The organism is Nocardia sp. CWNU-33, assembly GCF_046764895.1.
In the GTDB taxonomy this organism is placed as follows: Bacteria; Actinomycetota; Actinomycetes; order Mycobacteriales; family Mycobacteriaceae; genus Nocardia.
This window is the reverse complement of record NZ_JBKOQN010000047.1, coordinates 1-18,080: the sequence shown is the minus strand read 5'-3', so window position 1 is coordinate 18,080 and position 18,080 is coordinate 1. Positions and strand designations below refer to the sequence as shown.

General features: G+C 66.6%; 21 protein-coding genes. 15 read left to right on the top strand and 6 right to left on the bottom strand.

Annotated elements, in window-relative coordinates; genetic code table 11:
* Window positions 1–11: 11 nt before the first annotated feature.
* Window positions 12–875: a class I SAM-dependent methyltransferase gene (locus ACLMAL_RS35705; RefSeq protein WP_412003091.1), complete on the bottom strand. Its 864-nt coding sequence runs from the start codon at window positions 873–875 to the stop codon at window positions 12–14.
* A gap of 126 nt (window positions 876–1,001) precedes the next feature.
* Here ACLMAL_RS35705 and ACLMAL_RS35700 point away from each other — a divergent pair, with 126 nt between their 5' ends.
* Window positions 1,002–2,006 (top strand): TerC family protein, encoded by a 1,005-nt coding sequence (locus ACLMAL_RS35700; RefSeq protein WP_412003090.1) that lies wholly within the window; start codon window positions 1,002–1,004, stop codon window positions 2,004–2,006.
* 122 nt (window positions 2,007–2,128) lie between these two features.
* On the opposite strand, the gene ACLMAL_RS35695 is transcribed toward ACLMAL_RS35700, so the two are convergent.
* Both ACLMAL_RS35695 and ACLMAL_RS35690 read right to left on the bottom strand, forming a co-directional pair.
* Window positions 2,129–2,413, bottom strand: coding sequence for a YciI family protein (locus ACLMAL_RS35695; RefSeq protein ID WP_328403709.1), 285 nt, complete (start codon window positions 2,411–2,413; stop codon window positions 2,129–2,131).
* Between the two features lie 15 nt (window positions 2,414–2,428).
* Window positions 2,429–2,995: an amino-acid N-acetyltransferase gene (locus tag ACLMAL_RS35690; RefSeq protein ID WP_412003089.1), complete on the bottom strand. Its 567-nt coding sequence runs from the start codon at window positions 2,993–2,995 to the stop codon at window positions 2,429–2,431.
* 136 nt (window positions 2,996–3,131) lie between these two features.
* Here ACLMAL_RS35690 and pgsA point away from each other — a divergent pair, with 136 nt between their 5' ends.
* The 7 genes from pgsA (at window position 3,132) to ACLMAL_RS35655 (ending at window position 8,225) form a co-directional block, all read left to right on the top strand.
* Complete coding sequence (gene pgsA / locus ACLMAL_RS35685) at window positions 3,132–3,791, top strand: CDP-diacylglycerol--glycerol-3-phosphate 3-phosphatidyltransferase (RefSeq protein ID WP_328403705.1); 660 nt, start codon at window positions 3,132–3,134, stop codon at window positions 3,789–3,791.
* A complete protein-coding gene (locus ACLMAL_RS35680) occupies window positions 3,788–4,297 on the top strand; it encodes a CinA family protein (protein WP_412003088.1) in 510 nt (169 codons plus the stop codon). Before pgsA ends, ACLMAL_RS35680 begins: the two co-directional genes overlap by 4 nt.
* A gap of 135 nt (window positions 4,298–4,432) precedes the next feature.
* The gene (locus tag ACLMAL_RS35675) at window positions 4,433–4,894 is read left to right on the top strand and encodes a helix-turn-helix transcriptional regulator (RefSeq protein ID WP_328403701.1); all 462 of its coding nucleotides are present in this window, start codon (window positions 4,433–4,435) and stop codon (window positions 4,892–4,894) included.
* 200 nt (window positions 4,895–5,094) lie between these two features.
* Window positions 5,095–5,925, top strand: a complete 831-nt coding sequence (locus tag ACLMAL_RS35670) for a PspA/IM30 family protein (protein ID WP_412003087.1) — start codon at window positions 5,095–5,097, stop codon at window positions 5,923–5,925.
* 164 nt (window positions 5,926–6,089) lie between these two features.
* Window positions 6,090–6,995 carry a phage shock envelope stress response protein PspM gene (pspM, locus tag ACLMAL_RS35665; protein ID WP_412003086.1) on the top strand — a complete coding sequence of 302 codons (906 nt, stop codon included), beginning with the start codon at window positions 6,090–6,092 and terminating at the stop codon, window positions 6,993–6,995.
* A 219-nt stretch (window positions 6,996–7,214) separates the two neighbouring features.
* Complete coding sequence (locus ACLMAL_RS35660; RefSeq protein ID WP_412003085.1) at window positions 7,215–7,385, top strand: hypothetical protein; 171 nt, start codon at window positions 7,215–7,217, stop codon at window positions 7,383–7,385.
* 129 nt (window positions 7,386–7,514) lie between these two features.
* On the top strand, window positions 7,515–8,225 hold the full coding sequence (locus tag ACLMAL_RS35655) for a PIG-L deacetylase family protein (RefSeq protein ID WP_412003114.1): 711 nt from the start codon (window positions 7,515–7,517) through the stop codon (window positions 8,223–8,225).
* Here the strand turns inward: ACLMAL_RS35655 and ACLMAL_RS35650 are convergent.
* Window positions 8,210–8,869 carry an HD domain-containing protein gene (locus ACLMAL_RS35650; protein ID WP_412003084.1) on the bottom strand — a complete coding sequence of 220 codons (660 nt, stop codon included), beginning with the start codon at window positions 8,867–8,869 and terminating at the stop codon, window positions 8,210–8,212. The two genes, ACLMAL_RS35655 and ACLMAL_RS35650, sit on opposite strands and share 16 nt — an antisense overlap.
* Window positions 8,870–9,013: 144 nt before the next feature.
* Between ACLMAL_RS35650 and ACLMAL_RS35645 the strand changes: the two genes are divergently transcribed.
* The 3 genes from ACLMAL_RS35645 to ACLMAL_RS35635 all read left to right on the top strand — a co-directional run bounded on the left by ACLMAL_RS35645 (window position 9,014) and on the right by ACLMAL_RS35635 (window position 11,845).
* Window positions 9,014–10,177 (top strand): glycosyltransferase, encoded by a 1,164-nt coding sequence (locus tag ACLMAL_RS35645; RefSeq protein ID WP_412003083.1) that lies wholly within the window; start codon window positions 9,014–9,016, stop codon window positions 10,175–10,177.
* Between the two features lie 64 nt (window positions 10,178–10,241).
* Window positions 10,242–10,436, top strand: a complete 195-nt coding sequence (locus ACLMAL_RS35640; protein ID WP_328403689.1) for a DUF3046 domain-containing protein — start codon at window positions 10,242–10,244, stop codon at window positions 10,434–10,436.
* Window positions 10,430–11,845 (top strand): phosphotransferase, encoded by a 1,416-nt coding sequence (locus ACLMAL_RS35635; protein WP_412003082.1) that lies wholly within the window; start codon window positions 10,430–10,432, stop codon window positions 11,843–11,845. Before ACLMAL_RS35640 ends, ACLMAL_RS35635 begins: the two co-directional genes overlap by 7 nt.
* A gap of 2 nt (window positions 11,846–11,847) precedes the next feature.
* Here the strand turns inward: ACLMAL_RS35635 and ACLMAL_RS35630 are convergent, their stop codons facing one another.
* Window positions 11,848–12,363: a CGNR zinc finger domain-containing protein gene (locus ACLMAL_RS35630; protein WP_328403685.1), complete on the bottom strand. Its 516-nt coding sequence runs from the start codon at window positions 12,361–12,363 to the stop codon at window positions 11,848–11,850.
* Between the two features lie 192 nt (window positions 12,364–12,555).
* Between ACLMAL_RS35630 and ACLMAL_RS35625 the strand changes: the two genes are divergently transcribed.
* A complete protein-coding gene (locus ACLMAL_RS35625; protein WP_412003081.1) occupies window positions 12,556–13,005 on the top strand; it encodes a nuclear transport factor 2 family protein in 450 nt (149 codons plus the stop codon).
* Between the two features lie 214 nt (window positions 13,006–13,219).
* Here ACLMAL_RS35625 and ACLMAL_RS35620 read toward each other — a convergent pair whose 3' ends face one another.
* Complete coding sequence (locus ACLMAL_RS35620) at window positions 13,220–14,632, bottom strand: MFS transporter (protein WP_412003080.1); 1,413 nt, start codon at window positions 14,630–14,632, stop codon at window positions 13,220–13,222.
* Window positions 14,633–14,731: 99 nt separating this feature from the next.
* Here ACLMAL_RS35620 and ACLMAL_RS35615 point away from each other — a divergent pair, with 99 nt between their 5' ends.
* The 3 genes from ACLMAL_RS35615 to recX all read left to right on the top strand — a co-directional run bounded on the left by ACLMAL_RS35615 (window position 14,732) and on the right by recX (window position 17,954).
* A complete protein-coding gene (locus ACLMAL_RS35615) occupies window positions 14,732–15,754 on the top strand; it encodes an Lrp/AsnC family transcriptional regulator (protein ID WP_412003079.1) in 1,023 nt (340 codons plus the stop codon).
* A 216-nt stretch (window positions 15,755–15,970) separates the two neighbouring features.
* Window positions 15,971–17,017 carry a recombinase RecA gene (gene recA / locus ACLMAL_RS35610; RefSeq protein ID WP_328403677.1) on the top strand — a complete coding sequence of 349 codons (1,047 nt, stop codon included), beginning with the start codon at window positions 15,971–15,973 and terminating at the stop codon, window positions 17,015–17,017.
* A 346-nt stretch (window positions 17,018–17,363) separates the two neighbouring features.
* Complete coding sequence (recX, locus tag ACLMAL_RS35605; RefSeq protein WP_412003078.1) at window positions 17,364–17,954, top strand: recombination regulator RecX; 591 nt, start codon at window positions 17,364–17,366, stop codon at window positions 17,952–17,954.
* The last annotated feature ends 126 nt before the right edge of the window (window positions 17,955–18,080 follow it).

The window sequence follows — 18,080 nt, the reverse complement described above, 5'->3', positions numbered from 1 at the left end:
CGATGTCCTGGTCACCGTTCGTGCGTCGCGCCGAGAACAGTCTCGGTCCCGGAGGTCTTGCGTGCTTGCAGTGTGTAGCTGAGCGGCAGTCGCTCCCGATGCTCGGTGAGCCGCCATTCGCCGTTCGGGTCGCAGGTCATCAGGCCGGGTAGCGCCTCCCACGGTACCGTGTCGTGCTCGACGAGCCCAGTGATCGTCATGCCCGCATCCAGCAGCGCGGTGATGATCTGCCCGAATCCGTGGTTCCATTCGTGCGTGGTGGTCTGGGTCAGCACGCCGTCGGTCGCCACGTAGGTGCCGCCATCGGAGAACACCATCGGCTCAGGTGTTTCGAAGTACGGATAGCCGATGACCAGTCGGTCGGTGTGATTTTCGTCCGTCGCCCACAGCATCGGGTGGCCTTCGCGCAGGAACAGCCGCCCACCGGGCCGCAGTAGTCCCGCGACGGTCTGGGCCCACCGATCCACGCTCGGCAACCAGCACAGTGCGCCGATCCCGGTGAACACCAGGTCGAAGCGCGCACCGCCCAGCACGGACACCGCGTCGTACACGTCCGACTCGACGAAATCTACTGCGGCTCCGGCCTTTTCGGCAATCGACCGGGCTTGTGCCAGGGACGCGGGCGAGAAGTCGAGTCCGGTCATGGTGGCGCCGAGCCGCGACAGCGAAATCGTGTCGGTGCCGATGTGGCATTGCAGGTGGACCCCGCGCAGCCCGCGGATGTCGCCGAGCAGCGGCAGATCGAATCGCACCACCTCGCTGAGGAAGTCCGGTTCCGACAGGAAACGGTCCACGGCGTAGTCGCGCGCGGCGGCGTGCAGCGGTGCCCGTTCGTCCCAGTTCGTCTTGTTGAGGACTCGATAGTCGTCGACCACTTCGTCACTGTGGCATGGAGGGGTGCGTGCACGCATGTGAAATTATTGACAGCAACCACCCCGCAAGCCGACAAGAACGGACAAATCGGGCATGCTTGATGTCATGATCAATCACCAGGACGCCGCATGCACGTAACCGCTCTCGAGTGGATGATCACGATCCTCGTGATCCTCGGGCTGTTCGTCTTCGACTTCTTCGCACATGTCCGTACGCCGCACGATCCGACGTTCAAGGAATCCGGGACCTGGTCGGCGGTGTACATCGGACTGGCGCTGGCGTTCGGTGGCTTCGTCGCCTGGCAGTGGGGTTCTACCTTCGCGGGGGAGTACTACGCCGGTTTCGTCACCGAGAAAGCGCTCTCGGTGGACAATCTGTTCATCTTCGTCATCATCATGGCGACATTCGCGGTGCCGAGGATCTACCAGCAGAAGGTGCTGTTGATCGGCATCGTGCTCGCGCTGGTCATGCGGGGCATCTTCATTGCCGTCGGCGCGGCGGCGATCAGCGCGTTCAGCTGGGTGTTCTACCTGTTCGGGGTATTTCTCGTGTACACCGCCGTCAAGCTGCTGCGCGAGAGCGGCCACGAGGTCGAGCACGAGGAGAAACGCGACAGCAGGATCGTCGCGTTGGCCAAGCGGGTGCTGCCGACCACCGACAGCTACGACGGCGACAAGCTGGTCACCCGGATCGATGGCCGCCGCGCGGTCACGCCACTGCTACTGGCACTGCTCGCGATCGGCTTCGCAGACCTGCTGTTCGCGCTGGATTCGATTCCGGCGATCTACGGCCTCACCGCGGAGCCCTACATCGTGTTCACCGCGAACGCGTTCGCACTCATGGGTTTACGTCAGCTGTACTTCTTGATCGGCGGATTGCTCGATCGCTTGGTCTACCTGTCCTACGGGCTCTCGGCGATCCTGGCGTTCATCGGCGTCAAGCTGGTGCTGCATGCGCTACACGAGAACACGCTGCCGTTCATCAACGGTGGCCGGCATGTGAGTGTCCCGGAAATATCGACGCCGGCGTCGCTGGGGGTCATCCTCGGCATCCTGATCGTGGCGACGGTCGCCAGCCTGATCAAGACCCGCGGTGCGGCGGCATCGCGACCGGTCGATATCTCGGGCGAATGAGCCACACCCGTTGGCGTCATCGCGACCGGTCGATATCTCGGGCGAATGAGCCACACCCGTTGGCGTCATCGCGACAGCTGACGCCAACGGTCGCGGCCGGCGGAGCTTGCCGCGGGATCCGATCAGACGGCGAATGCGCCCATCACCGGCACCCATTCGACGGCGCGGACCGCGTCGATCAGTTTCTCCCGCGCGAACGGATCATCGGCCAGCAGATCCGTGAGCGCGGTCTCGTCGTCGGCGCGGAACAGCAGCAAGGCGCCCGAACCGTCCGGGTAGGGCCCGCTGCTGAGCAGGGTGCCCGCCTCGACCAGACCGGACAACCAGGCCCGATGCTCGGGGCGATAGGTGTCGCGGCCAGGGACGGTGGCCTCGGAATAGGTGTAATGAACGGCGAAGATCGGCACGAGGATCGCTTCCTGTCAGAGGTTCAGCAGCATTCGGGTATTGCCCAGAGTGTTGGGTTTCACATAGCTGAGATCGAGGAACTCGGCCACACCGGTGTCGTAGGAGCGGCACATCTCGGCATACACCTCGGCGGTCACCGGGGTGCCCTCGATTTCGACGAAGCCGTGGCCTGCGAAGAAGTCCACCTCGAAGGTGAGCACGAACAGGCGCCCGAGCTCCAACTCCCTGGCCACCGCGACGAGGCGCTGCACGATGAGCTTGCCGACCCCGTGCCCCTTGACATCGGGGTGCACGGCGACCGTGCGCACCTCGCCGAGGTCTGCCCACAGCACGTGCAACGCGCCGCAGCCGACCACCCGGCCGTCGAGCTCGGCAACCCAGAATTCCTGGACCGCCTCGTACAGGGTGACCAGGTTCTTTTCCAGCAGGATCCGACCGGCATAGACATCGACGAGGCGCTTGATCTCGGGTACATCGGACGTTCGGGCGCGGCGCACGAGCAGGGCGGAGTCGCGCGCGGCGGGTGCCACGCCGGAATGCGCATCGCTGGTCGAACCACCTACTGGTCCCCGAGAGGTCATGGGGTGCACAGTAGTCGGCCCGGTTACCGATAGTCTGAAGGTGTGCCGCACATCCGATCGCTCCGCTCACCGCATCGCGCCGAGCAGCGCGACCGGATGGAGAGGCGGCCATGAGGCCGCCCACCGAGGCGGAGGCATGAGCGTGCAGCCCGACGAGATCGACCGCCAGTGGACCGAGCCCGCTCCGATCCATTCCGGGTTCGTGCCGACGCAGGCCGAGCCTGCCGTTCCGCTGATGAATATCGCGAATGTGCTGACCATGATGCGGATCGCACTGGTGCCACTTTTCGTGCTCGCGCTGTTCGCGGCCGGCGGGCATCAAACCGGTTGGCGGATCGCGGCGGCGGCGCTGTTCGGCCTTGCCGCGATCACCGATCGCTTCGACGGGCAATTGGCCCGCAAATATGGGTTGGTCACCGATTTCGGCAAGCTCGCCGACCCGATCGCGGACAAGGCGCTCATCGGGTCCGCAGTGATCGGCCTTTCCGTTCTCGGCGATCTGGCGTGGTGGATCACCCTCGTGATCTGCGGCCGTGAGATCGGGGTCACCCTGTTGCGGTTGGCTGTGGTGCGCCGCGGCGTGATCCCGGCAGGTCGCGGCGGCAAACTCAAAACCCTCATGCAATCCGTCGCGATCGCGGTGCTGCTGTTGCCGTTGGCAGGCGGATTCGCCACCGCGGGGATGGCTTTGATGTACGTGGCGGTCGCGCTGACGGTCCTCACCGGCCTCGATTACGTCGGGCAGGCCGCCAGGGTGTGGTTCGCGGGCACACCGGGACGGACTCGCGGGGCATGACGGATCCGCTGATCGCCGACGTGCCCGCCGCCGACCTGGTGCACGCACTCGGCGCGGCCGGACAGACCGTGGCTACGGCGGAATCCCTGACGGCGGGCCTGCTCGCGGCGACTATCGCCGGCGTGCCCGGCGCAAGCATGGTGCTGCGCGGCGGATTGGTGGTGTACGCCACTGATCTCAAACACAGTCTCGCGGGCGTCAGCGACGAAGTACTGGCAACGGAGGGTCCGGTGGCCGCGAGCACCGCTGAGCAGATGGCTGTCGGCGCTCGGATCCGATGTGGCGCGGACTGGGGCGTCGGGCTGACCGGTGTCGCAGGACCGGACGCTCAGGACGGGCATCCCGTCGGCACTGTCTTCCTCGGACTGGCTGGTCCAGGGCATACCGAGGTCGTCCGGTTGAAACTCCTCGGTGACCGGTGGACTATCAGGATTGGCGCAACGCACACGGCCATTCGGGAGTTACTGCGATACGTGACGGCCGGAGAAACCTCGGTTTCGGCGTAGTGAGCGCGAGGCGAATCGAAGTTCGCTCCGCGGGAACCAACCGGACCGTGTCCGACGTTGTGCCAGAAAGAACGGCATGCGCAGTGCTTGTAGGCGCCGCGCGTGGCCCGCTGTCAGTGAGCGAAGGAGAACGAGATGACGCTGCTGCGAGAGGCGATCGGCGACAGTCTGCGGCGTGCTCGTCTCGCCCAGAGTCGGACCTTGCGTGAGGTGTCCACCTCGGCGCGGGTGAGCCTGGGCTACCTGTCCGAGGTCGAGCGCGGCCGCAAGGAGGCATCCAGCGAACTGCTTGCCGCAATCTGCGCCGCCTTGGATGTGCCACTGTCGCGGGTGCTATGGGATGTGAGCACGATCATGGCAGGGTCCGACGGACTTCCCGCCCGCGAGTCCGCCGCCACCCCCGCGGCCGAAGCGGAGCAGACGGCCGCCGCCGAGCCCGCCGAGACCGGCGCCGAGCCCGCGTTGGAGCCCGCGACGGCCACGATGTCGGTGGCCGGTGCCGCAACGAAGGTCCGCCCGCCGCACATCGCGGAGGACACCCGGATCGTCATTCCGGCGCCGAAATCCGACATGCTGATCCTGGTGAAGAGCAATTGACACAGAACGAGTGGTGGCAGCCCCGGGCAACGCTGCGGACCGGTGCCGGGAACGGATAGATTCTCCCTAGGCGTCGGAAAGGCCGGGTTCTCCCGGTCAGGTGCCCACATGGTGGAGGATAGGCACATATCGGGTGCGTGACGGTCGCGCACTAGAGTCGCGGTAAAGCGCGGCGCATCAGATGGAGGCGGGATCAATCGATGGCTAATCCGTTCGTGAAGGGCTGGAAATACCTGATGGCCCTCTTCGATTCGAAGATCGAGGAGCATGCGGATCCGAAGGTCCAGATTCAGCAGGCCATCGAGGAAGCCCAGCGCCAGCATCAAGCCCTGTCGCAGCAGGCCGCGTCGGTCATCGGCAATCAGCGTCAGCTGGAGATGAAGCTCAACCGCCAGCTCGACGAGGTCGAGAAGCTCAACGCCAATGCGCGCCAGGCTGTCCTGCTCGCCGACCAGGCCGCGGCCGCCAACGACACCGAGAAGGCGATCCAGTACACCAACGCGGCCGAGGCCTTCGCCGCGCAGCTGGTCACCGCAGAGCAGTCCGTCGAGGACCTCAAGGTGCTGCACGACCAGTCCCTGCAGGCGGCCGCGCAGGCCAAGAAGGCCGTCGAGCAGAACGCGATGATGTTGCAGCAGAAGGTCGCCGAGCGCACCAAGCTGCTCAGCCAGCTCGAGCAGGCCAAGATGCAGGAGCAGGTCTCCGCCTCGCTGCAGCAGATGGACTCCACGCTGTCCGCGCCGGGCTCCACCCCCAGCCTGGACGCGGTACGCGACAAGATCGAGCGGCGCTACGCCAACGCGCTCGGTTCCGCGGAGCTCGCGCAGAACTCGGTGCAGGGCCGGATGCTCGAGGTGCAGCAGGCCAGCATTCAGATGGCAGGACACAGCAAGCTCGAGCAGATCCGCGCATCCATGCGAGGCGATGCACTGCCTACGGGTGGCGCAGGCGCGCCCGCCATCAGCCCGGCACAGACCCAGGCCAATCCGGCGCAGCCGCAGATGAACAAGGGCCAGACCGCGCAGCAGTAGCTACCGGCGACTGCTGCCGGTCGCTGGAACTACGCTGCCGGAGGTTCGGCGAGGACTGGTTCGGTGAAGGCTTGTTCGGTGCACGCGCTCTCGGCGGAGCGCAACACTCGGGTGCCGCTCGGGCCTTGTATCGACCGGCCCGAACCACCGGTGGGAGGGAAACCGTGAGCCGCAAGCGAATCCGGGAACAGTCGGTCCGGGCGGAAGCGGGTGTCGTGCGGTCGGGACGTCGCGCTGTGGTGCGCGCACAATCCGCGATCGTGCCGCAGCCGGGAAGTCTTCCCGACAATCTGCGCGAGGTCGGCCAGCACGCGTTGGTCGCGGTCCGCCGCTGGGCGGATCCGAGGGAACGGGAGCTGCGTAAGCGGCGCAGGGCCCGCCGTCGCAGCTTCCAGCTCGGTACGGTGTCCGGCCTCACCACCGCGGGCACGGTCGGGCTCGTCATCATCGCTGCGCCGGCCTGGGCGGTCGTTGTCGTCGGTGGGGGAGCCGTCGCCCTGGTGACCGGGACCGCGCTGAGTGCGCGTCGCTATCTGCGACTGCGCAATGCGCCGCTGCCACAGGCGACATTCGTTGCGCCCAAGCAGCCGCCGTTGTGGTCGGCCACGCGGGCACCGATCACCAGGTTGATTCGTGCGGAGCGAGCTATGCACGGATTGGTCGGGCAGATCGCGCGCTCGAAGCGGCTGCCCGACGATGAACTGGTCGACATGCTGGAGACCGCGGGATCGGGTGCGGCCGCTCTGCACGCGCTCGCCGCCGATGTGACCGCGATGGAGCGCGCCATCAGCACGATGGGCGGAACGAATTCCGATGCGGCAGATGCACTTTTGGGCAACGTGCAGTTCGCGCTCGGTCGCCTCGATGCGGGCGTCGTGGAATACGAGCAGGTGGTCGCTGCCGCCGGGCGCATTCTCGCGGTGCCGGAAACCCTGGTGCTCCGGCACGATTTCGACGTGATCGTCTCCGATCTGCGTCATGCCGCCGACCGTCTCGACGGCTGGGCGCAGGCGCTCACCGAGGTCGCCGACCATCAGGTCGGCGCTCAACTGCCGCCGCAGGGACTGTAGCGCCGTTCGACTGCCTGCGACCAGCGGTTTCGGCCTCGGTCTTCGTGGTGATCGGCCCCTCGATCCGAAGGCGCAGACGGTGAGTCGAAGATCAGGGTGAACCCTGATCTTCACCCGGATGTCGGTGCTGACCTGGTGATTTATTGGCGTCGGGCTGCCAGGATTGAGGAGTCGGGTCGTCGGAACGGCGATGCGCATGAGACTTGTTGGAGGCTGGCAATGTTGTGGAAGATCATCGGTGTCGTCGCGGTCGTCTGGATCGCGCTGGCGATTATCGGCGCACTCATCAAGGGACTGTTTCCGATCCTGGTGATCAGCGCCGTGGTGTTCGGCCTGTATCTGCTGTACAAGGCGGTATCGGGCTCGGATAAGTCCGCCACCAAGCTGTAGTGGGTCGCTGTGCCGTTGTGGGGTCGGCGCAGGAGTGGTCGCGAGTGGATGTAGCGCGGCGCAGGCCGGTGCGCCGGGAACTCGGAGCGGTGCGGCCGGTTCGGTAATTAGAGTGCTTGAATGTGTGCTGTGGAACAGGTTCCGGAGGACTGGCAGCGCGGGCTGGTGATCGTCGCCCACCCCGATGACATCGAATACGGAGCGGCTGCGGCCGTGGCGCGCTGGACCGGGCAGGGGAAGGACATCAGGTACGTTCTGGTGACCTCGGGTGAAGCCGGGATGGCAGGTATCCCGCCTGCCGAGGCCGGTCCACTGCGCGAGGCCGAAGAGATTGCCTCGGCCAAGGTTGTCGGAGTTCACGAGGTCGAGTTCCTCGGTCACCCCGATGGTCGGGTGGAGGAAAATCTGACCTTGCGCAGGGACCTGGCGGCCGCGATCCGGCGTCATCGGCCGGAGTTGGTGGTGTTGTTCAACTTCGGGGACGCCTGGGCTCCCGGCTATGCCAACAGCGCCGACCACCGAGCGGTCGGCCGCGCGGGCCTGGACGCAATTTCCGACGCGGGCAACGAGTGGATCTTTCCTGAACTTTCCGACCTCGCGCCGTGGTCACCACGGTGGGCGGCGGTAGTCGGGCCGACCGCTACCCATGCCGTCGACGTCACCGACACCCTTGACCAGGCCGCGGCCTCGCTCGCCGAGCATCGCCGCTACCTGGAGATCCTCAGCCCCCAACCGGTCGCCGACCAGGTTCGCGCCGTCATCGAGATGGCGACCGGCCCGAAGGAAGGCTTCCCGGCCGATCACGCTGTCGGCTTCGAGCTCTATTACTTCCGCGGCTGACATTCGATCCGGCTTGCGCCGGCGATTCTTGGTGCGACAGTGCCGAGCCGGCCGCCCCGCCGTGGCTGTCCGAGTCGGCCGCAGCCTGCAATTCGGTCGTCAGCTTGCGGCGGCGACTCGTTCGATGACGGCGCGCCACGACTCCAAGCGCGCCACTTCCAACCCGACGACCTTGCCTGCGTCATCGGCGCGGCGCAGGGCAATCGCGCAGTGAAATCCGGGTCCGCCTGGAACTCCGCGATTTCCCTCTCGTCCATGGGGCCGCCCTGGGCGACCAGTGTGCGCTGGCTGGACGGTGACAACCCGTCGGCGTGCACGGCGTCGGTCGCGGCCAGATATCGCTTGGCGACAACGTGGAGTTCCACCAGCCGGGCGACCCGGTTGCCGAGCAGCGGGCGCACTGCCTGTGCGCCGTGCCTGCCGTGTCCTGCATCGTCGCCGGGAACGAGTAGGTGGCCGATGTCGTGCAGCAGGCCCGCTAGTCGTAGTTCCTCATCGGCCGGATAGGCGCTGCGCAGTAGTTCTGCGCATTGCAGGTCGTGATCGAGAATGTCGACCGGGTCGCCGTTGCGGTCCGGCGAGTCCCAGACGTCGTGACAGCCGGTCAGCAAGCTCATCAATTCGTCGACGGTGGAGATGGGCACCTGCATCCTCCAATACGGCCTCAATGGTCTAGACCATCATTGCAGGCGCTGGCGCCAGGTGCGGCGTCCAGCGATCGACCACTGCGTGAACATCGGGCCCGACGGGCCGGCTCGGCGCGAGAGAGCGTGTGGCAGGCTGGGCGAATGCGTGTTGCCGTAGTAGCGGGACCGGATCCAGGTCATGCGTTTCCGGCGTTGGCGCTGTGCGAGCGATTCCTCGCGGCCGGTGACGAGCCCGTGTTGTTCACCGGGCCACGGTGGTTCGATGTCGCGCGGGAAGCGGGCATTCCGGTGCGTCGCCTCAAGGGCCTTGCGCCGCGGGCCGCCGACGACGACGCCGACGCCGGGCAGCGGATTCATGAACGGGCCGCGCACATTTCGACGGAGATCCTGCCGGATCTGAGCGCCATGCTGCCCGAGTTGGTGGTGTCGGATGTGCTCACCGCGGGTGGGGGCATGGCTGCCGAACGCCTGGGGGTGCCATGGGTAGAGCTGTCCCCGCATCCGCTGTATCTGCCGTCGAAAGCGTTGCCGCCCATCGGGAGTGGACTCGCACCAGGGGAGGGTGTGCGTGGCAGGTTGCGCGACGGAGTGTTGCGCACCCTGACCGCGCGGGCCATTCGCAACGGTCAGCGCCAACGTGAGCAGGCCCGCGAGGGTGTTGGGCTACCCGCTACCGATCCGGGTCCGGCCGCCAGGCTCATCGCCACCCTGCCCGCACTCGAGGTGCCGCGCCCGGACTGGCCGGAACACACCTACGTGATCGGACCGCTGCTGTGGGAGCCGACCAGCGCGATCCTCGAACCGCCGCCCGGCAACGAACCACTGGTCATGGTTGCGCCCTCGACCGCGCACACCGGTGTCGCAGGCATGGTCGAGACTGTGCTGGAGGCGCTCGACGGCGCGGGCGTGCGGGTGGCGATCTCCCTGCTGGACAGCCCGCCCACCGATCTGCCGTCGTGGGCGACTGCGGGTCTGGGGCGCCAAGACGAACTACTCACCCACTCGGCCGCCGTCGTGGGCGGCGGCGGCCATGGCCTGCTGGCCAAATCCCTGCTCGCGGGCGTCCCGATCGTGACGATCCCCGGTGGCGGCGATCAATGGGAACTGGCCAATCGCGCCGCCCGCCAAGGTAGTTCGATCCTGGTCCGCCCACTGACCGCCGACGCCGTACGCTCGGCAGTCCTCGACTTGCTGCACACCCCTGCTTACACCGCGGCGGCCCGATCCGCAGCCGCGGATGCGGCCACCGTCGCCGACCCGATCGCGCGCTGCCGTGCGGTGTTGGACGAGGTGCGAGCCCAGTAGCGCACGGGTTGGGGACCCGCAGGCGGAGCGCATCGGGTCGGAGGGCGCGAGTATCTTGAACCCGGTGCGGTTGACTGAGTTTCAGGAGCTGTTGCACACCGAGTTCGGTGTGGCCCGTGGTGATGCCCTGCTCACCGATCATGTGATCCCGTCGCTGGGCGGTCGGACCGGGGCCACCGCCATCGACGCGGGGGTCGATCCCCGGGATGTGTGGCGGGCGCTATGTGCAGACTTCGACGTGCCACGCGGCCGATGGTGACCGATCACCCGAGCCGGCGGACGCAGTCCGTCCGCGGTCCCGCGCTCGGCCGGGACGCAGGCGCGGCCTCCGGCTACCCCTTCGACGGGCGGTTGCACATGGCTGACACCGATCGTGAGCACCTGGCCGCGCGGGTGGCAGCAGTCCGGCCTACCGGCTATGTCGAATGGCAGCAGACCGGGATCGACCTGCTGCTGCTCGGGCGCTACGAGGACGCACTCGACCATCTGGACCGGGCACTGGAATGTGCCGACACCGAGCGACGGCGGGTCGCGGTGCTGATCAACCTCGGTGACGTCTATCGATATCAAGGCGATGCGGTGACTGCCGAAATCCTCTACCGGCAGGCGCTGGACCTGGCCCGAACCGACGTGCCGGAGGTGCTGTCGTTCGCGCTCCAACACCTCGGTACAACGCTCGCCGAGCAGCACAGGCTCGACGAAGCGCGCACACTGTTGGCCGAGGCGTTGGCGCTGCGCAGCGCCGAGGCCGATTCCGAGCTGGTCGAGTCGACTTGCGCGATCTTGGACGCCCTGGAGGAGCTGCCCGTTGCCCTACCTCCCGCAATCGCCGCACTGCTCGGTGCCACACCGGTCTGGTCGGATGATCACGAGGGGCTGAGCGGCGGGGTCTCGTTCGTCAACGGCATGTACTGGGTCAAGCGCGGTCCGCTGGCGGTGGCCGAGCATGCGCGCCTGAACTGGTTGCGCGACTATGGGATTCGACTACCGGATGTGGCCGTGTTCGACGGTGATGTGCTGGTGCTCGCCGACGCGGGCGTGCCGAGTCTCGCCTCGCGCGCCGAGGGCAACGAGCGTGCTGCTGCCGAAATCGGTGCGGTGGGAGACAGCGGTATCCCCGAAGGCAGGGCCCATGCCGCCGAGGGCGATGCGTCGTCCGGGAGTGGTGAGGTTCCCGGCGGATATCCCGCAGCCGACGGTTCGGACGTGGGCGGGACGGTAGGGGCGCTCATGGGTGCGCTGCTGCGGAGCCTGCACAGCATCCCGATTGCCGGGTGCCCGTTCGACGGCCGACTCGATTCGATGCTGACCCGGGCCGCTCGCCGAGTGCTCGAGGGTTTGATCGATCCCGAGGACTTCGATGTTGACCATGAGCATCTGGTCCCCGAACAGATACTGGACCGACTCCGTGCGCAGCGCCCCGACGAGCAGGATCTCGTGGTCGCTCACGGCGACTTCACGCCGTCCAACGTGCTCGAAGGCGGCATTCTGATCGATGTCGGCGGCCTCGGTGTCGCGGATCGGTATCGCGATCTTGCGCTGGCCGAACGCGATCTGCGGGAGGACTTCGGCGCCGACGAGGTGCGCGCGTTCTTCACCGCCTACGGCCTGGCCGAGCCCGATCGGCGCCGTCTCGGCTACTACCGGCTGCTCGACGAGCTCTTCTGACCTCACCCCTTCTTCGCGTAGTGGCGCGCGGCTTTGGCGCGGTTGCCGCAGGTTGCCATCGAATGCCAGCGCCGGGTGCCGTTTTTCGAGGTGTCGTAGAAGAACAGCACGCAGTCGGGGTGGGCGCACTGACGGATGCGGTCGGGGGCTTCGGTGAGCAGGCGCAGCAGGTTGTCGGCAGCCAGCCAGGCGGGGAGCCAGGCCGGGTCGGCCACGTCATCGACGTCGGTGGGGCCGGTGCTGGTGAGGGTGCGCCGGACGCGGCCGTGTTCGAGCACATCGTTGAGTCCGGAGGCGGTGCTGTGCTTCACGACGTCGTAGATGGCAGTGCGCGCGGCGAGCACCGCTTCCAGCGTCCGTTCGTCCGCGGACGCACGGTGCGCAAGGCCCGCCGAGTCGAGCCAGACGCCGAGTCCGGCGACATCGGTCAGCAGGTCCTGTGGCCCGTTCTCGATCCACCTCGTGTTCAACAGGTCGAGTGCCAGCGGTTCACCGAGGTGGGGGCGTGGATCGAGCATGACTGAGGGTAACGAGCCTTTATGTTCTACCAAGGCAACCACCGCCGTTCTAACCGGATAAAGTAATTTTACAGGTTGACTCGGGCCGCTTGTTGCGGCTAAGTTCTAACCGATCAAACAAGGAATAGCGGTTGAACATTTCCGGGGAGATCGCGATACCCACGGCAGTCAACACTCGAGGAAGGAGTCGTCATGCGACCCCCACTACCACCCTTCGATCGCGAATCCGCCGAGGTCAAGGTCCGTGCCGCCGAAAATGCCTGGAACACACGCGATCCGGAGCGCGTCGCCGCCGCGTACACCGAGGACTCGGTGTGGCGCAATCGCGACGAGTTCTTCACCGGCCGCGCGGCGATCGTGGAGTTCCTCACCAGGAAGTGGTCCGTCGAGAACGGCTATGCGCTGCGCAAGGACCTGTGGGCCTTCGAAGGCAACCGCATCGCGGTCCGCTTCCAGTACGAATGGCACGACGAGTCGGGCCAGTGGTGGCGCAGCTACGGTAACGAGCAGTGGGAGTTCACCCCCGAAGGCCTGATGTCGCGCCGCGAGGCGAGTATCAACGATGTCCGCATCACCGAATCCGATCGCCGCATTTTCGGCCCACGGAAAGAAGGCGACGACTCGGTCCAGCCGCAGCAGTAGCAGTCACGAGACCGTGGTGCATCGAAATCTGATGCGCGGCAGCGTTTGTCGACGCTGACGAGATCAGGTCGGAACGCGGCGATAGTGCCGAGGACGACCGTCGAGCGGATCGCGGCACTCGCCCCTGGCTGCCATGCTCGCTCGATCGAATGATTACCAGGAAAGGCGTGATCGGGAGCTGCGGGCTCCCGATCACGCCTCCTGCACCAGCAGGCTACCGTGCGGCGACTGCCGTGCGATCGCCCCGCTCTGCCCCGGCAACCGTGCGCTGCCGGTGGAACAGGGCGAACGCGATCAGTCCGAATGCGATGCCGACGACGGCCGCCCCCTGGAGGGCCGCGTCGAGCCCATCGACGAACTGCGCCGGTGTCATCCGCTGATCGGCGTCGGCGACTTCGCGGAACACGGTGCCCAGCACCGCGACTCCGAGCGCGAGCCCAAGCTGCCGCGCCGTATTGACCGCGCCCGCGGCCGTGCCGCCCTGCTGCGGCGGCACCGCGGCCATGCCGACGGCGACCAATGCCGGTGCGTTGACGCCGATCCCGGCACCGATCACTATGAACCCGGGCAACAGTGCGCTCCAGGATGATCCGGTGTCGATCAGGGTGAGCAGTCCGGCGCCGATGCCGACGACGACGAGCCCGACCCCGATCGTCCACTTCGGCGCCGTGTCGTGCAGCAGTCGCCCGAACACTCCCGCGACCACGAACGCGGTCGCGGCCATCGGCAACATTGCCAGGCCCGCGTGCAGCGGGGTCATCTGCAACTGCTGCTGCAGCCACAGCGAGATCAGCGGTGTTGCCGCGAAAGCCGCGAAGGTCTGTCCGCTCGCCCCGATGAGGGTGCCGCCGAAATCGCGGTTTCGCAGCAGCGCCAGCGGGAACATCGGTGCCGCGCTACGGGATTCGACGAGCCAGAAGGCCAGCAGCGCCGCGCCGCCGAGCACCAGCGCCGACAGCGCGGGACCGTCGGTCCAACCGTGCTCACCGCCGCGGATGACACCATAGGTCGCTCCGGTTGCGGCGGTCGCGAAGGTCAGCATGCCGAGCAGATCCACCGCGCGATCGGCCCGCCGCATCGACTGCGGAAACACGAGGGCGGTCAAGGCGATTGCCACCACCGCGATCGGCAGATTGACGAAGAAGATCCAGCGCCACGAGAACGCGTCGGTCAGTGCGCCGCCGAGTACGACGCCGAGGCCTGCCGCCGCACCGGAGACCGCGCCCCAAATGCCGAAGGCAACACCACGATCGCGGCCGGTGTAGGTCGAGTGCAACAGCGACAGCGTGGTGGCGAACATGGCCGCGCCGCCGAGGCCCTGAAGTGCCCGTGCCGCAATCAAACTCGATGCGGACTGCGCGATCCCGCACACGAGGGACGCGACGGCGAACACTGCGAGCCCGGCCAGATACGTCCGTTTCGCGCCGACTCGGTCGGCCATCGAGCCGAGTATCAGCAGCAGTGCCGCCAGTGCCAGCGCGTAGCCGTCGACCACCCACTGCAAGCCGGACAGGCTGGTGCCGAGATCGGCGGCGATGTCGGGGAGTGCGACATTGACGATGGTGACGTCGATGAGCAGCATCAGCGTGCCGAGGCACGCGGCGAACAAGGGGAGCCATTTCTTCACAGGAAGCCTCCAAGGGCAATGCGAACGATTTCGACGCCCAGCGTGCGACAACCGGCGATATCCACATAGCTATACCGCTCTCTGCGATAGATTCCTCCGGTGAAGCTCGAAGAGGCGCAGGAATCCTCCCTGCTGGATGTGCTCGACAAGCAGATCGTGTACGCACTGGTGACCGACGCCAGAATCGCGTTCGCCAAGCTGGGCGTCATCCTCGGAGTGTCGGAACAGACCGTCGCGCGCCGCTATCGGTCACTGCGTCAACGCGGCATCCTGCATGTGTCGGGCCAGGTGAACGCGGTGCCGCTCGGGCACGCCCGCTGGGTGATCCGGCTCCGGTCGACACCGGACAAGGCGGTGCGGCTGGCCGAATCGCTGGCCAGGTTCCCCGATCTGAGCTGGGTCACCTTGCTGTCCACCGGGTCCGAAGTGACCTGTGTGAGCCGGCCACGCTCCGCCGAGCGTCGCGACAGACTGTTGCTGCACACACTGCCCCAGGCCAGTCAGGTGACCGGGCTGATCGCGCACGAGGTGATCCACCGGTTCCCGCTCGCGGAGGATTGGCCGCATTACAGCCACCTGCTGACCCGGGCCCAGTTGCGCCAACTCGGTCCGCGAGGATCGACGGCCGACCACGTCGGGCCGGAGACTCCGGTCGACTTCTCGGCGCAGGACGAGGCGATGCTGATGATTCTCGGCCGCGACGGCCGCGCGCCGTACGCGCAGATCGCCGCCGAAATCGGCTGGACCGCAACGCGAGTGGCCCGCCGGATGGCCGAACTCGTCGAATCCAGGGTGCTGTATTTCGATCTCGACTTCGCGATCGAGCGGATGGGATATGCCGTGCGGGCAGGGCTGTGGTTGCGCACCCGGCCCGCCGACCTCGAGGCGACGGGTGCCGCGATCGCGGCGCACCCGGAAACCGTGTTCGTCGCCGCGACCACCGGGCCTACCAATCTGATGGTTTCGATCGTGTGTAGCGATACTGCACACCTCTACCGCTATGTCACGCAGCGGCTCGGCCCCCTCGACGGAATCACCGACGTCGAGGTCACGCCCGCGCTGCGGGTCTTCAAGCAGGCGCAGACGCTGCTGGACAGTGATCGGATTTCCTTGGTGCGGTGATCGGATCACGTCGATGTTCGGCGGCTCCGTCGCGGCTCAACCTCGCTTAACGGGCCGGTTGCCAGGGGCGGGAAAGCCGGTTCGCGTGTTACCGGGCGCGTCGCTTGACTCGAACATCTGTTCGTCTAATGTTGGCGTCAGAACTTGTCGGTGCCGCCCTCTAATGTGGGCGCCAACCAAGAACGAAGACTTACCCGGCGAAAAGGGGATCAGGACATGGCACCACAGGCGTATGACCGCGACAAGGCGCTCGAGATGGCGTTGGCTCAGGTGGAGAAGAGCTTCGGCAAGGGCGCGGTCATGCGTCTCGGCGAGGAGGCCCGCCAGCCCATCTCGGTGATCCCGACCGGTTCCATCGCGCTGGATGTGGCCCTCGGTATCGGTGGGTTGCCGCGCGGTCGTGTCGTGGAGATCTACGGCCCGGAATCTTCGGGTAAGACGACCGTCGCGTTGCACGCGGTGGCCAACGCGCAGGCGGCGGGCGGTGTCGCGGCCTTCATCGACGCCGAGCACGCCCTCGATCCCGAGTACGCCCGCAAGCTCGGCGTCGATACCGACGCCCTGCTCGTCTCGCAGCCGGACACCGGTGAGCAGGCCCTGGAAATCGCCGACATGCTGGTCCGCTCCGGCGCGCTGGACATCATCGTCATCGACTCGGTGGCCGCGCTGGTGCCGCGCGCCGAGATCGAGGGCGAGATGGGTGACAGCCACGTCGGTCTGCAGGCCCGTCTGATGAGCCAGGCGCTGCGCAAGATGACCGGTGCGATGAGCAACACGGGTACCACCGCCATCTTCATCAACCAGCTGCGCGAGAAGATCGGTGTGATGTTCGGTTCCCCCGAAACCACCACGGGTGGTAAGGCGCTGAAGTTCTACGCCTCGGTGCGCCTGGATGTGCGCCGCATCGAGACACTCAAGGACGGCAGCGACGCGGTGGGCAACCGCACCCGCGTCAAGGTGGTCAAGAACAAGGTGTCGCCGCCGTTCAAGCAGGCCGAGTTCGACATTCTGTACGGCTTCGGCATCAGCAAGGAAGGCTCGCTCATCGACATGGGTGTCGAGCACGGCTTCGTTCGTAAGTCCGGCTCCTGGTACACCTACGACGGTGACCAGCTGGGTCAGGGCAAGGAGAATGCCCGCAAGTTCCTGCTGGAGAACACCGATATCCGCGACGAGATCGAGAAGAAGATCAAGGAAAAGCTCGGCATCGGCGCCGATGTGACCGCAGCCGATGCGGTCGCCGAGGTGCCCGCCGATTTCTGATCCGATGAACGGCCGACGCACACCGCAACGTTCCGGTCCGGCCGCGCCCGATGAGGCGCGGCCCGACCCGGTGAACGAAACGCGGCGTCGGCTGCACGAACTCCTGTCCGCTTCTGGCCGTTCCGCTGATCCGGTCAACACTGGATCGCGACCGCACGAGTCCGGATTCGGGCGATTCCGGTCGGCTGAAGGTGGTTCCGCCGATCCGGACATAGGAGGAAGCTGGTCGAGCGCGCTCGAACCGCAGCGGGCGCGCTCGACTGGGTCCACATCCAAGCGTAGGCGGGCGAAAGCCACCTCATCGGGCGATTCTGATCGTTCGGGAAGCCGATGGGAGGCGGATCCGGTGGCGGCCGGATCCGAGCGGGGTCGATCGGAGCCGAAACAGGCCGGGGCGCACCGGTCCTCGTCGGAGCCGACCCCGCCGGGCGGGACGGTCGAGCAGGCAAAGGACGCAAGTCTGCGCCTGCTCGCCGTCCGCGCCCGCAGCCGCGCAGAACTCGCACAACGCTTGGCCGCCAAGGGATTCACACCCGAAGTGACCGAGGCCGCCCTGGACCGTCTCGCCGAGATCGACCTCATCAATGACGCCGCCTTCGCCGAAGAGTGGGTGCACGCCCGCCACACCTTCTCCGGTAAAGGCAAACAGGCCCTTGCTCGAGAACTCCGCCGCAAGGGCGTCGCGCCGTCCGAGGCCGCCCTCGCTTTGGACGCCATCACTTCGGACGACGAGGAATCCCGCGCCGTCGAACTGGTTCGCCGCAAACTCCGCTCGATGCCGGCAAACCTGGACCGCGACAAAGCAATTCGCCGCCTCGTCGGCATGCTCGCCCGCCGCGGCTACAACCAGTCCACCGCCTACCAGGTGGTGAAAGCCGAACTGGCAAGCCACGGCACAGCTTCCGACATCGAAGACCTCCCCGACTCGATCGACTAGCTTGAGTTTTAACGTTTGAGGTCGTGCTCGGGGACCCGAGTTGATCATGAACGAAGCCCTTGACTGATGATTTGTCTTGCGACAGAACAAATCTCAGACTCAAGGGCTTCGGTGAATAGTGTGCAC